Genomic DNA, 15,365 nt, shown 5'->3' with positions numbered 1-15,365 from the left:
CGACGGTCGCAAGCCTCGCCGCTGGTACGTCCCAGGGTAAGGATGGCAATGTCATTGTCCTGCACCTGTGCGGTCATCTCTTCGGCTGTAGGCAGAAACTCTTCGGCACGGGGCAGGGGAGTGAAGGAAAAGGGGGGTCTTCCCTGTGGGAAAAGTCGTTTCTGCTCGTCGAACAGATGTTTTTTGTATTGCTTAATAAGTTTACCGTCTACTGTATAGCCTGCTTTGCGCATACCTTCTACCAGGGATACCGTATAGTAACCGATTCCCGTACTGCCAAATCCCATACCTGCGGGTACCATGTCGTACGAGGTGGTTCCATACAGGGCAACCTTCTTTACGCCTTGTGCCAGCGGAAGGGCCTCTTTATTGTCCAGCAAAACAATTCCTTCGGCACCAATCTTACGGTCTACCTGTGCATGGCCTTTCAGATCTGTTTCATTGGGATATGGATAGCCCGCATAGGTGTGACTTTTAAGAACGAACTCCAGTACGCGTTTCACGTTGCGGTTCAGGATGGCCTCGCTGAGGGTACCGTTTTTTACAGCTTCGTAAATAGCCTTGTACTGGCGGTCTTGTCCCGGTTGCATCATATCGTTACCTGCCAACATGGATGCAACGGCATCCATCCCTGCATTCCAGTCGGACATAACCACTCCTTTGTAGCCCCATTCCGAACGAAGGATATCTTCGGTAAGCTCCTTGTCTTCGCAGGTGTATTTGCCGTTCACTTTGTTGTAGGCGGTCATCACACTCCATGGCTGCGATTCCTTTATGGCTATCTCGAATCCTTTGAGATAAAGCTCGCGCAGGGGGCGGGTGGTGAGTCGGGAGTCATTGTTATTACGGTTTGTCTCCTGATTGTTTACTGCAAAGTGTTTGATACAGGTTCCGGTACCCTGACTTTGAATTCCGTTGATGTAAGCTGCGGCAATCTTTCCCACCACCAGCGGATCTTCGGAATAGTACTCGTGGTTTCGTCCGCAAAGCACATTACGCATCAGATTCACACCCGGGGCCAGCAATACATCCAGTCCGTAGTCCTTAACCTCTCTGCCCAGCGCCTGACCAACCTGGAAAGCTGCTTCGGGATCGAAGGTGGCAGCTACCGTGGTGCTGGACGGAAACTCGGTAGCGTAATAGGTGTGGCTGTCGAATTCGCGTTTGGGAGCCATTGCCAGACGGTGCGGACCGTCGGCCAGGTAAGCCGAAGGGATGCCCAGACGGGGAATGTCGTAGGTACGGCCGGCTGTGCCCGGAAACTTGGCATCGTCGCTCATTGCCATGCCGCAACCAATTACCATGTGTACTTTTTCTTCCAGCGTCATCGCACGGATCACCTCGTCGACGTTTTGCGGGGTGAGCCGTAGCTGCGGCTCCGGTGACGGCAGCTGCGCCTGTACCGTGAGCGCCAAAAAACCGGAGAAAATGGAAATAGATAGTCTTTTCAATTTCATAATTTTAAATGTAATTAAAGTATAGTATTCATTTAGTGGTAACGAAGAAATTTTCAGGTAAAGATACTACTACACCGAAAATTTCTCCATTAACCTAAATCAATTAATGCTGTACATCTTCCTGATTTGTTATTAATTTGTTGGTTTTGTACCGCATAAATAAATTATCACCAGTTTTCATTTTGTTTCATGTTGGGATTTAACTCCAGCTCTTTGCGGGGAATCGGTAACAGTTTATGTTTCGCCTTGAAACCGTAAGCCGAATTCTTGAACAAGAACTTAACACCTTCACTAGAGAAGGCCGGAATTTCCTTCCCTTGCTGACCCATAACAGCTTCAGCATCGTTCCAACGGGTGAGGTCCTGGAAACGTACACATTCCATGCAGAGCTCCAACCGTTTCTCCTTCTTTACATCGTCCAGGGTAACCGTTGTTAAATCGGGTAGTTTGGCCCGCGAACGAATGCGGTTGATGTAAGAAAGCGCTTTGGCCTTGTCGCCGCCCTGTACATGTGCTTCGGCAGCCAGCAGTAATACCTCTGCATAGCGCATCACCCGGAGGTTGATGTATTGCAGGGCCTGAAAGTAAGAGGCATCGTAAATACAGTCTTCTTTCAGTGCACGTGTTTTCCACATAAAGTAACCTTCGTGTCCCACCATATTGGCACCGGGCTGCAATACAACCCCGATCTTATTTAATTGCTCGTAACTGCGCAGTGTGCTGTTTAACCGGTAGCCATCGGTTCCTTCTCTTTCCACAAAAGCATCATACAACGATTTGCGTGGATTCATAAAGCCATAGGTACCCGAAGCGATGGTTTGGGCAGCTTCGCCGGTAACGAACAATTTATCCGAACGCCATCCCATCATCAGGTAGGTCATTGTCAGCAGGTCCCAGTTCCAGGCCTGTTCCGGGTCGTTCCGTCGCTGCACCTCCAGCATGGACTCGCAGCTTCCGTTGGCTTCTACGTGCAGCAGCTTATCGTAAGCACCCGGGTATAGATCGTATTTGCCGGATTCGATCACTTTGTCGAGAATAGAGGCCGCTTCGCTGTACTTACCCTGGAATACATACGCCTTCCCGAGCATGGCCTGTGCCACCTCTTTGGTGGTACGGATCGTTGTCTCTTTATCGTTAACGTTGTTTTTTGATGGCAGAACGTTGAGGTTGATGGCTTCTGTAAGATCCTTTTCAATAAACGCCCAGGTGTCTTGCGGACTGCTGTTGCCCTGTCTGTACTCGTCCGGTGTGAGCAGATGATCTACGATGGGAGCTGTTCCATAGAGGGTTACCAGTTCGAAATGCGCCCATGCACGGAAAAACTTAGCTTCGGCCAGGGCACGCTTTTTCACATCCGTATCCGGTTCCATCAGGTCGATAATCAGGTTTGCTTTGTAAATGATGCTGTACATGCCCGAATACAAGCTGGCTATCATGGGATGATCCGTGTCGAAGGTATATTCGTTCAACTGTTCCATTTGGGCATTGTCGCCACGCGAACCACCACCGCTCCACACATCGTCGGCCAACGAATTTTTGGTCATGAACCAATTGTAGTAATTGCTGCTCCAGCTGAAGTATAAAGAAGCCAATGCCTGCATAGCCTCCTGATCTGTTTGGTAAAAGTCTTCCTGACTCCCCATATTACCATGTTTGGGGATGTCCAGCCGGTCTTCGCATCCTGTGTTAAGCACCGAAAGCAGTCCCAGCAGCCAAATATAGATATATCTTGTTTTCATTATTCTTACTGTAAATTGTGGTTTTTAAAATTCAATATTCAAGCCTAAAACAACCTTCTTGGAACAAGGATACGACCCTTTGTCCACACCCATTCCCGAAGTGGAATTGGCAGCCGCCTCCGGATCGAAGCCCGGGTATTTTGTGAAGGTGAAGAAATCGTCCAGCGAACCGTATACCCGGAGGTTGTTCACAAAGATCTTTTTCATCCATGTTTTGGGGAGGGTATATCCCAATTGAATCTGCTTAATCTTGAAGAATGAGCCGTCGTATACCAAAGCATCGGAGGTCTGGTATTTATCCATGTTCTGGGCGCCGGCGCGTGGAACAGTCCCCGACTTATTATCGGCCGTCCAGCGATTGTCGTAAAATACCTCTTTCAGTTTGTTGGATGCTGCATAATCGGGACGATTGATACAGTTGAAGATGTCGTTGCCCTGCGATCCGGTGCCGAACAGCGTGAAGTCCAATCCTTTCCAACTGGCGGTTAGTGTAATTCCATAGGTGAAATCAGGTATGGCATCGCCGATGTAATCCAAATCGCCATCGTTCAGGTCGCCGCTGTTATCCAGGTCATGGAACATGGGATTACCCGTTTCCGGATCCACCCCTTTGAATTTATAGCCGCGGAAGTAGTAAACAGGGAATCCCTCTTCGAAGTAGGTGATGGTGCTGGTATGGAAGTTAACACCGTTGATACGCGTAATAGACGGGTCAACGTAGGTTACCTCGTTCGTTAAGGTGGCAAGGTTGGCACGCAGGCTGTAATGGAAGTCGCCGATATGGTCTCTCCAGCCCAGTTCAAACTCCCAGCCCTTGTTGCTTACGTTACCGGCATTCATGGGCGAGGTTGTTCCTCCTACAATCAATGAAGGGGTGGTACCGTTTACCAGCAGATCTTTGGTCTTTTTGTTAAAGTAGTCCATTCCTACAGTAAGACGATCTTTCAGGAACCTGGCATCCAGACCGATGTTGATCTGTTCGGAAGTCTCCCATTTCAGCTTATCGTTACCCATGGATGAGGGAGCCACAGCATTGATATAATAATTGCCCGTTCCGAAAGGGTAGAGCCCTTTCAGAGCCATGTCCGTGCTGTATGGATAGTTGCTGAGGGCAGCCAGACTACCGTTTTGTCCCCAGCTGGCACGCAACTTCAAGCTACTTACCTGATGCTTGAGCGGAGCGAAGAACTCTTCTTCCGACAGGGTCCATCCGGCAGATACCGCAGGAAAATATCCCCAGCGGTTGGTGGAGGGAAGCAGTGATAAGTCGGCTGCATCGGCACGAAGTGATCCCTGCAAAAGGTAACGCCCTGCAAATTCGTATCCTACACGTCCGAAGTAAGAAAGTTTGGCCGAACGTATTTTCTCGCCGGCTACCCCCTTGGTTGCCGAAGCCGAACCATAGTTGAGGTAATAGAACAACGGATCGTTTTTCTTGATGGCATCTTCGCTGTTGGCCGAAAGACTTCCATATACATTGTCGTTGGTGGATTCCTGGTACGACATACCCACCATTCCGGTTACAGTATGTTGTCCGAAGCTCTTCGTGTAGTTGGCAAAGTTCTCCCATTGATAATATATACTTGTGGTAGATCTGGCATTGAGGCTCACATAGTCGCGGCTCTGGGTGGAGTTTCCGTAGAAGGGAAGGTCGGTGGACGACTGACGGGTTCCCGACAACCGGTAACCGAAACGCGAGGTGAATGTGAAATCCTTGATAGGTTTGAAGTCGGAGTAGATGGATCCGTTTACGTTGAATCCACTGTTTTTCCCAATATTATTGTCGCGCATGATCATAGGATGAAATTGCTCGCCGGCATAATATTTGGACACTGCATAGTAGTCGCCGTTCTCGTTTTTGAGCAGGTGTTTACCATTATTCAAAGCAGTCTGCATGTGAGCCGGCAGCTTATCCGCCGCGTAGGTATCGGGCGTAAGCGGGTCCAGTTGGAGGATAGAGGTTAGCAAGCTGCCGTATTCGTTGTTCATGGATACGCTGCGTATATTGAATTTCTCTATCTGATTGGTGGTTCCCACTTTGAGCCAGGGCTTGATTGCATATTCGGAATTGATGGTTGCCGTAAGACGTTTGTAAACATCGACATCTCCCTTTACAATCCCGTTATTATCCAGATAGGTTAGAGATAGATAGTAATTGCCGTTTTCGCTGCCGTTGGTGAAAGATACATTGTGCTTTTGCATCTGACTGTTATCAAAGGCTACGTCGGTCCAGGCAGTATTCGTTACCCCGTCCCAGCCGTTTCGAAGTTCGTTTTCTGTAAAAGTCTGCGACTCTACCATATAATCGATGTACTGCTCTGCATTCAGCATGGCCGGGATACGAGCCAGCGATTGCGACGACCATTGGAAATCGTAGGAAATCTTTCCTTGTCCCGCTTTCCCCTTCTTGGTGGAGATAAGTACAACCCCGTTGCCGGCTTCGGCACCGTAGATGGCTGCAGAGGCAGCATCTTTAAGCACCTCCATGGATGCGATGTCGTTGGGATCGATGCCGCTGATGTCGCTCAGTCGGATCCCGTCTACCACATACAGGGGATTGGAGGAAGCATTGGAAGAGTAACCTCTTACACGAACGGTAGGCGAGGCTCCCGGAGCAGCAGAGGTTTGGATAACCTGTACCCCGGCTGTTTTGCCTTGCAATGCCGCCGGAGCGTTACTGATGGTGCGGTTTTCCAGATCTTCGGCCTTTACCTGCGAGATGGCCCCGGTAACGGAGCTCTTTTTCTGAACACCGTATCCTACCACTACAACCTCTTCCAGCGTTTTAGTATCCTCATTTAGCTGAATGTTCATCACTCCTGCAACGGCTTTCTTCTCCTGAGTTACAAAGCCGATATAGGAAAATACAATGGTGGCACCCTGCTGTACGGACAGACTGTAGTTGCCATTTAAGTCGCTCATCACACCGTTGGTGGTTCCTTTTTCAACGATGCTCACCCCGAGCATAGGCTCTTTCAGGTCGTCTGTAATACGCCCTGAAACTTTAACGGGTCCCTGTGCCGATAGGTAAGACACAGTGGCCAACAGAAAAAGCACCATGATAAGTAGCTTTTTCACCGATTTGCTTTTCATAATTCTTTTCATTAAGTTATTAACTAGATTGATTACTGCATGTTCCCGGTTTCTTCCCCGCCTTTGCAGGGAATAAGCCGGGAGTTTACGTTCTTTACATTAAAATGTGGTATGGTTTTACGACGGATCAGAAGCCGCGGGTTGGAAATGCTTTTACCAGCTCCATCAACTCCTTGTCGTGATTATACTTTTCTTCGCATACATTGTCGAAGCACATCGTAGCACCCTTTTGGGCTGTATAAGGATCCCACTGGGGCAGACTTTCGTGGTTGGGATTGCCTGTCCGTGCAAAATTTATCCAGGCGCTGCTCATTTTCTGTGCCAGTATTTGCGCTTTGCCGCTCCCGCCGGTCATACTGGCGTGACGTGTTACATTGTCGAAAACAAAAGGAATCTCCATGCAGTGTGTGCTTCGCAGGCTGCCATTCATTACGGGTGATTCCCAGGTAAAAAGATACATATAGACAGGAGCTCCCTGTTGAGCGGCCTTCAGACGTGCCTGTTCTACTGCACCGGGACGGAAGATTACATCTACATCCAACAGATCCTTGGGTTCATAGTAGGGGTATGCCTTTTCAAATGCAGTAAGGAAATCGTTGGTCTTTTCGCCGTACTTCTGTTTAAGTATCTCTACGGCTTTTTCTTTTGTGATGGTTCTGTAGGCCGGCACATAGGTGCTCATGGTGAATTCGTGCAGTGTGGTTCCTATCATCACAGGTATGTCCTTACTCTGTGCCGGAGCTTGCGGATCGAAAGGTTGTGCGGGCAACACATCGCCGTCTACCGTTGGCGCCCATCCGAAGATAAAGGAGGAGATACCCTCTTTCTCGGCCTGTTCCTTTACTTTCTTTATAGCCGTTTCGCCGGCGGCAAGTAACTTTTCGTAGGGTATTGTTTGCAACTGGTCGAGCTGAGAGGGTTTTAATCCCAATTCCTCCACCACGGCCGTACCGATACGGCGTGAATACGTTGCTTCCATTGTTCGCAACATTGAACCGCTCTGTATAATGGCTTTGTGAAACAGCCCCTTGGCCGATGGTGTGGCAAGAAGGGTGGAGACTTTGCCTCCGCCGCCCGACTGTCCGAATATGGTTACATTCTGTGCATCGCCTCCAAAGGAAGCAATATTCTTGTTTACCCATTGAAGAGCTGCAACTAAGTCGAGTAACCCTGCATTGCCCGATTTAGCATATTTGTCTCCGAAGGCAGAGAGGTCCAGAAAGCCCAGCGCGTTGAGCCGATGATTAAGGGTTACAACAACTACATCTCCATTCTTTGCCAGGTTACTTCCATCATAGGATGGTAATTCCTGTCCGCTTCCTGCAGCATAACCTCCGCCGTGAAGCCATACCATGACAGGGCGTTTCTTTCCGTCTTTTAATCCGGGAGTCCATATGTTTACACGCAGACAGTCCTCGTCGGGGAACCCGTCGTTCCAGTCAAAGGCAAAAGCCGACTCGTCGTGATACCAGCCTGCTCGTTTGCCCTGTGGGCAAGTAGGACCATAGGCACGGCTGCTCCGGATTCCTTCCCACTTTGCAACGGGTTGAGGAGGCATGAAGCGTTCGGCTTTGGCATACGGAATACCTTTGTATTTGTACACACCGTTTTCCTGATATCCGGCCACCGTTCCGGATTCAGTTTCTGCAATTGCATTGGTGTCCGACGCGAGGACTTCGCCATCAGTCTTCGCCTCTTGCTTGTCAGCTTTTACAATCCCTCCGCAAGAGGACAGGAGGAGGGCCGCCGTGAGTAGCGGCAATGAGAAAAATAGTTTTTTCATGGTAGCATAATTTTCTTGATTATTACTTCGGCAATATTACCCCCTTTCCTCCGGACGGATTGTCTGATGCATTCAAACGGTTTTCATTTACGTTCAAAATGATTGTTCTATGTGTTCAAATGTTTGTTCTTTTGTTCAAATGGAGTCTGCTACAAGCTGTAGCCCGATTATTATGCTTATTTTCGCATCGGAACAAACAAATCGGACTATGTTGATCGCTGATTATCCATACAGAAAAAACACCTTCGGTGCACACCTGTGGCTGCTGCTTTTTATCTGCATATTTTCTTCCTGCCGCCCTTCCGAACCGGAAACCGGACAAGGATATAGTGCCGGAGCAGAGAGCCCGGTCATCACGAACGATATTTCAAACCAACAGATCAAAGCCTTTGCCGAGGATGCGCAAGGTTACATCTGGGTGGGAACTTTCCGCGGACTGAACCGATATAACGTGCACGAATACCATCAATATTTTTGTACGGACGACTCATCGGGATTACCGGATAATCAAATAACGGACCTTTTACTTGACTCGAAAGGCAGGATGTGGGTGGCAACCGTAAACGGAGTCTGCATCTACACCGATAAGGATAATTTTCAGCGTATTCCATTCGATCATGAAAACAAAAATATTCACCAACTGATGGAGAACCGCGAGGGGCATATTCTGATGGCTACCGAGCAACAGCTTTTTGTTTACAATTCCGACCGAAACCGACTGGATTGTGTGTTGACGGATCTTGATCCGCAGCATACCTTCAATACGGAATGTCATATTGATAATGAAAACAACCTGTGGGTGGTAAATTACAGTTCGTTACGTAGGTACAACGCATCAACGATGGAACTTTTGGATTCTGTAGCCACAAAGAGTTACCCTTATCACTCTTTTATGCATGGCGACGAACTTTGGCTTACAGGCAACCAAACTCTTTCTATTTTCGACACACGAACCCGCCAGTACCGCCCTGTTCCGGAGGCAATTGCCAGACATCCCCAGCTGGCCTCGGCCGAAATCGATTATATTCATCCTTATGGTTCACATGCATTGTTGCTGAATACGACCAAATACGGGATGTTCTGCTATAATTATAAGGAGGGTACCGTGACTCATCAGAGTGAAGATGGCTTTCCTTTTGAGGTGCCTCGTTTTAAGATTAACCAGCTGTTTACTGATTCGCAACAGAATTTGTGGATAGGTTCCGTTGATCAGGGTTACACCGTTTGTTACAACTATAAGGAGCGTTTCAACAACAATAATTACCTGCGCTCGCGATTGGAAAATAAATCGGTTGTGTCTATAGCCGTCAGTAAGGAGCAGGATCTGTGGATTTCAACCCTGATGGACGGACTGTTCGTTTACAATATGCGGAACCAGAAGATGGAGTCGATAGATTTGGATCGCCTTTTGCCACAGGCCAGCAAGAAAGCTGTGCATGTAAATCAGTTATTAGTGGACCACAGTGATGCGATTTGGATGACTGTAACAGATAACGTGGTACTGAAGTGCCGTTACGTAAACGGACGGTTGGAAGTGGAGAGCAGGTTTCAGGTATTTCTGCCAATGTCAATCACCCAGGATGAACACAAAACCATCTGGATCGGCACGGCTACACCTTATGTATATGCTCTTAAGCAAGGCGACACTCAATTTCGTACAATTCAGGCATTCGATACCCGGTTTATCTTTATACCCGGTCTATTGCCTTTACGTAACGGCAATTTGCTGGTTGCTGCTTTTTATCAACCGATGAAGCTGATCAATCGTGAAAGTGATGAGATTAGCCGGTTGGAGGTAACCGACGAGGATATGAAAGGCAGCATCCAACGTTCTGTTTTTATTCCAACGGCCTTGCATGAAGATAGCCGGGGTGATATATGGATAGGTACAGTAAGTAACGGTTTACTTTGTTACACACCATCGACCGGAAAATTAAGGCCTGTATTGGGTAGTCCCTGTCTGGATATTTCCAGTATTGAAGAGGATGAACAGGGGCATCTTTGGGTGAGCACGCTATATGGCCTTGGAAAATACGACCGCTCCGTTGGTACTTTTACCAACTATTTTGCTGCGGATGGAATTGGAGGGAACCAATTTTACGACCGGGCCTCTTGTCGCCTGCCCGACGGAACGATGCTTTTTGGGGGAACGCACGGACTTACTTTCTTTAATCCGCTGGATGTCCCTGCAAAACGGCATGTCCCGTTGCTGTTCGAGGATTTGAAGGTTCACAACCGGCTGATACATCCCAATGAGGCCAATTGTATTGATAAACATCTATCGTACCGGCCGGATATCAGACTGAGTCACGACCAGAACGGATTCAGTATATCATTTACCGCCCTGGATTACTGCGAATTTGAACGGGTACACTATCACTATATGCTGGAAGGATTTGATCATTATTGGGTGGATGCCCGCAACAACCGCGAAGCCTACTATGCAAATCTGCCTGCTGGAACCTATACTTTCAGGGTGAAGATAACAAATAACGACAAGAGTATCGTAGACACCGAAAGTTCGATTCGTGTTATCGTGAAGCCCGCTCCCTGGAACACCTGGTGGGCTTACACGATCTATCTCATCTGTGCGGCGGCTGTCGTCCTTCTTTTCCTGCGGGCCTTGCTGCGTATCAAAGCCGAAAGAGAGGCGGCGCATCTGGCAAAATTGGAGAAAGAGCAGGAACAGCGTGTCAACCAGATGAACATGAGCTTCTTTGCCAATGTTTCACACGAGTTCCGAACGCCCCTTACTATGATTTCTGCTCCCATTATGCAGCTTTGCAATGCCCCGGACATTACAGGAGAGAATAAAAACCTTCTTTGTATCGTTCAAAGAAGTGTTACGCGTATGCTGCGTCTTGTAAACCAATTGATGGACTTCAACAAACTGGAGAATGACAGTCTGAAGTTGAAGGTTGCAAGAATGGATATCATCGCTACCCTGCAACGGCAGGTGGATGTCTTTTCACTGAGCGCACGTGATAAAGGTATAATTCTGAATACATGCGGAATGGAGGATACGTTTCTTATGTGGATGGATGAGGATAATGTGGACAAGGTTTTTGCCAACCTGATGTCTAATGCGCTGAAATTTACGCCCGAAGGTGGAAGTATACAGGTGACTTTTGATTTAATTAATCAGCAGGAAGCGGCATCTCTTTTTACTCTAAATGAGTCTGCGAAAGATATGCAATACGTAAAGATATGTGTCGCCAACACCGGGAAAAGTATTCCGGAAGATCAGCTTGAAAAGATATTTGAGCGTTATTACCAGGTGGCAAATCAAACGGAAGGTTACTACAACTGGGGAACAGGAATTGGGCTGTATTATGCCCGTTGCCTGGTTAAGCTGCATCACGGACACATTAAGGCTTCTGTTCCGGACGAGGGAGGTGGAGCTGTATTTACTTTTATCCTACCAGTAAATGATTGCGCGTATACCGAAGACGAACGAGTGTCGAGGCAGACAAGGCAGTCGGATATCTTCCCGCTGGATGACGAATACGAGTCGGATCGCTCCGATAATCATAAATTATCAGATCTGAAGGAGTTGGGTTATTCTGACACTGATAAGCAACCAAAGGGTGCAGAAGAACGTAAGAATATACTTGTGGTGGACGATGATACCGAGGTGGTACATTATCTGAAAACACTTTTATCGCCACACTACCGTGTTATCTGCCGTTTCAATGTAGATAGTGCCCTGAAGGCAATGCAGGAAGAGGCGCCGGATTTAATCCTGAGCGATGTGGTTATGCCCGATAAAGATGGTTACAGTCTTTGCCGGGAGGTTAAAGATAACTTGCAGTTATGCCATATTCCCGTTATATTGGTGACAGCCAAGGCCACTTTGGCTAATCAGGTGGAGGGGCTCAATATCGGTGCTGATGCGTATGTTACCAAACCATTCGATCCCGGTTATCTGCTCGCCCTGATCAACTCTCAACTTAAAAACCGGGATAAGGTAAGGAATATTCTCAGTCGATCTACTCAAACGGATAAGATGGACGAAAACATCCTTTCGCCGCAGGATAATGCCTTTATGACCGACCTGTATCACTTGATGGAAAATGAACTCTCTAATCCGGAACTGGATGTGGTTCGTATGACGGAGCTGATGCACATTTCACGTACAAAATTTTACTATAAAGTAAAAGGTTTGACTGGTGTAAATCCCAGTGTGTTTTTTAAGACTTATAAGCTTAATCGGGCGGCGGAACTTATAAACGAAGGAAAATATACGGTATCTGAAATAGCGGATATGACTGGTTTTAGTACCTTGTCTCATTTCTCAGCCAGCTTCAAGAAACATTTCGGTACGAGTCCCAGTGATTACCATAAATCTTAATTTACTAATATTCTGGCAAGAAACGAACTTGTTTTATCATTTATGAAAAGTTGAATGGGATTTAATAGATTAGTTTTGTAAAATTATTTGTTACTAATCAGATTTGTTTTACCGAGAATTAATCCTATCAGAAGTATGAGACAATCATTGTTTTGCATTGGAATTTTAGTAGCATTCATCTTGGTCGGTTGCAGGGGCGGAGGAGTCGCTGTAACTTCCCTTAAGGTAGAAATGCAGGAAAATCCACAAGGAGTAAGTGTTTTGACCCCCCGTTTTTCGTGGCAGATAACCTCTGTCAACCCCGATTTAGTGCAACAATCCTATTGGATTCAGGTGGCTCGTTCTGCTGAAGATCTGCAGCAGGGCAAAGAGCTTGTTTTTGATTCGAAAGAGGTGCAAAGCGACCAGTCGGTTCTTGTTCCATACAGTGGAGAACTTCTGCAGTCGAAGGGAGTCTATTATTGGAGAGTAAAAGTGATTACAAATCAGGGTGCTACCGATTGGAGTGATGTGAAGCACTGGTCTATGGCTTTTCTGAATGATTCGGACTGGAAAGCTTCCTGGATTGGCGAAGATTCAATCTCGAACCCTAACGAAACAGATCAGGGCAACACACGATTGGCTGCCCGTTACTTACGTAAATCTTTCGAGAACAAGGCTGCAGTCAAACGCGCTGTGTTGTATATTTCCGGACTGGGATCGTATGAAGCTTATCTGAACGGTAAGCGTGTGGCCGAAGATGTTTTTGCCCCCATGCCTTCGTGGTATCCGAATAGGGTGTATTATAATGTGTACGATGTTACCTCGTTGTTGCAGGAAGGGACAAATACGGTAGGTGTAAAGTTGGGTAACGGACGTTATTTCGGCATGCGACAGTCCGAGACAATGATGTTTGGTCTGCCCCGTCTGCTGGCACAACTTGAAATTGAGTATACCGATGGATCTGCCGAAGTGGTGGTTAGCGATAAGTCGTGGAAGGTAACTTCGCGCGGCCCGATTGTTGCCAACAATGAATTTGATGGCGAAGAATATGATGCCCGGTTGGAACTTCCCGGTTGGGAGTCTGCCAATTACGATGATTCCAATTGGAAAGAGGCTGATATCATGACTACACCGGCTGGAAAACTTACGGCACAGCCCAATCCAAATATACAGGTTCAGGATGAGGTGTCGCCTGTAAAAATTACCAAACGTGCCGATGGTACGTATATTCTGGACATGGGACAAAATATGGTGGGATGGCTTAAAATCAATAATCTTACAGGAAAGAAAGATCAGCCTGTCCGCTTCCGGTTTGCAGAGATTCTGAATCCCGACAGCTCTTTGTATCTGGCAAATATCCGTTCGGCTTTGGTTACGGACGTATATACGCCTGCCAAAGACGGAGACTTTAGCTGGGAACCCTCTTTTGTTTACCACGGATTTCGTTACGTAGAGATTTCCGGACTCGATTACCAGCCTGAACTTACCGCTTTTACGGGTAGAGTGATTTACGATAAAATGGAAACAACCGGACAGTTCGAAACGTCCAACCAGATTATAAACCAGGTATTCAAAAATGCTTTCTGGGGTATCCGTGGTAATTATCGCGGAATGCCAACCGATTGTCCCCAACGTGATGAACGTCAGGGCTGGCTGGGAGACAGGTCGACCGGTTGTTTTGGCGAAGCATTTGTGCTTGACAATGCCTCTCTGTATAGCAAATGGATGCAGGATATTGAAGATTCTCAAAGTCCGGAGGGAAGTATCTCGGATGTTTCGCCAAGGTATTGGACCATTTACAACGACGATGTGACCTGGCCGGCAGCTTATTTCTATGGAATGAAGATGTTATGGAAGCAGTACGGTGATACAAATCCGATTGTAAAACATTATGCTTCCATGAAACGGTACCTGGAACATATCCAGCAGGTATCCATGAAGGACTATATTCTTACCAAGGATACGTACGGCGATTGGTGCATGCCGCCGGAATCGCAGCAATTAATCCACTCGCAGGATCCGGCCCGTAAGACCGATGGTGCGATTCTGAGTACAACCATGTATTACAGTTTGTTGAATCTGATGACCGAGTTCGCAGAGATTTCAGGAAACAAAGGAGATATACCAGGATATAAGGATCTTGCTTCCAAAATTAAGGAGGCCTATAATACCCGCTTCTTCAATAAAGATTCTGCATTGTACGGCAACAATACGGTTACGGCCAACATACTTTCGCTTCAATTGGGTTTAGTGCCCGAGGGATATGAAGCTAAAGTATTCGATAATATAGTAAAGAAGACTGAAGTTGATTTTGGTGGACATGTAAGCACCGGGGTATTAGGTATTCAGCAGCTCATGAGGGGACTTACCCAATATGGCAATGTGAATTTGGCTTATAAGATAGCAACGAACGAGACCTATCCCAGCTGGGGACATATGGTTAAAAATGGTGCGACCACGATTTGGGAGCTATGGAACGGAGAGACAGCTGATCCTGCCATGAATTCGGGGAATCATGTGATGCTGCTGGGTGACTTGTTAATCTGGTATTACGAAGATCTGGCAGGAATCAAATGTGCGCCGGGCTCGGTTGCTTATAAAAAGCTGTTGATGGAACCCAAATTCCCCCAAGGTTTGAGTCATGTGAAAGCTGCTTATAAGTCGGCTTACGGAGAAATCCGGAGTGAATGGAGCAAAGAGGGGGATATCTTCTCATGGGATATTACCATTCCCGGCAATACTTCTGCCTTAGTCCGCCTCCCGAAAGAATTGAATCTAGCTTCTCCGAATCAGCAGGGTGTACGGAAAGTTACAGAAAATGAAACCATGATTGAAATTGAACTTGGATCAGGAACTTATCACCTCTCTAACAGTAAATAATTACCTGAAAGGAACAGCCTTTTATTTATACTTCTTCTAATTAGATCGAAAACTGAAAGAATAAGCATACGAATGGAAAT

General features: G+C 47.1%; 6 protein-coding genes. 2 read left to right on the top strand and 4 right to left on the bottom strand.

Going from position 1 to position 15,365, the window contains the following annotated elements; translation table 11 throughout:
- The 4 genes from AB7E53_RS07295 to AB7E53_RS07280 form a co-directional block, all read right to left on the bottom strand.
- Positions 1 to 1,457 (bottom strand): glycoside hydrolase family 3 N-terminal domain-containing protein (locus AB7E53_RS07295; RefSeq protein ID WP_446774949.1); only part of this gene is annotated, 1,457 nt, incomplete at its 3' end.
- Between the two features lie 167 nt (positions 1,458 to 1,624).
- On the bottom strand, positions 1,625 to 3,196 hold the full coding sequence (locus AB7E53_RS07290; protein ID WP_068185789.1) for a RagB/SusD family nutrient uptake outer membrane protein: 1,572 nt from the start codon (positions 3,194 to 3,196) through the stop codon (positions 1,625 to 1,627).
- A gap of 24 nt (positions 3,197 to 3,220) precedes the next feature.
- The gene (locus AB7E53_RS07285; RefSeq protein WP_446774947.1) at positions 3,221 to 6,289 is read right to left on the bottom strand and encodes a SusC/RagA family TonB-linked outer membrane protein; all 3,069 of its coding nucleotides are present in this window, start codon (positions 6,287 to 6,289) and stop codon (positions 3,221 to 3,223) included.
- A gap of 127 nt (positions 6,290 to 6,416) precedes the next feature.
- Positions 6,417 to 8,072 (bottom strand): carboxylesterase/lipase family protein, encoded by a 1,656-nt coding sequence (locus tag AB7E53_RS07280; protein WP_446774945.1) that lies wholly within the window; start codon positions 8,070 to 8,072, stop codon positions 6,417 to 6,419.
- 208 nt (positions 8,073 to 8,280) lie between these two features.
- Between AB7E53_RS07280 and AB7E53_RS07275 the strand changes: the two genes are divergently transcribed.
- Positions 8,281 to 12,423 carry a two-component regulator propeller domain-containing protein gene (locus tag AB7E53_RS07275; RefSeq protein ID WP_446774943.1) on the top strand — a complete coding sequence of 1,381 codons (4,143 nt, stop codon included), beginning with the start codon at positions 8,281 to 8,283 and terminating at the stop codon, positions 12,421 to 12,423.
- Between the two features lie 135 nt (positions 12,424 to 12,558).
- Positions 12,559 to 15,285: a family 78 glycoside hydrolase catalytic domain gene (locus tag AB7E53_RS07270; protein ID WP_446774941.1), complete on the top strand. Its 2,727-nt coding sequence runs from the start codon at positions 12,559 to 12,561 to the stop codon at positions 15,283 to 15,285.
- Positions 15,286 to 15,365: the final 80 nt, after the last annotated feature.

It is taken from the genome of Macellibacteroides sp., from assembly GCF_050251695.1.
Taxonomy (GTDB): domain Bacteria; phylum Bacteroidota; class Bacteroidia; order Bacteroidales; family Tannerellaceae; genus Macellibacteroides; species Macellibacteroides fermentans.
Note: the sequence above shows the minus strand (reverse complement) of the source record. Positions and strands in the feature narration are given on the sequence as shown.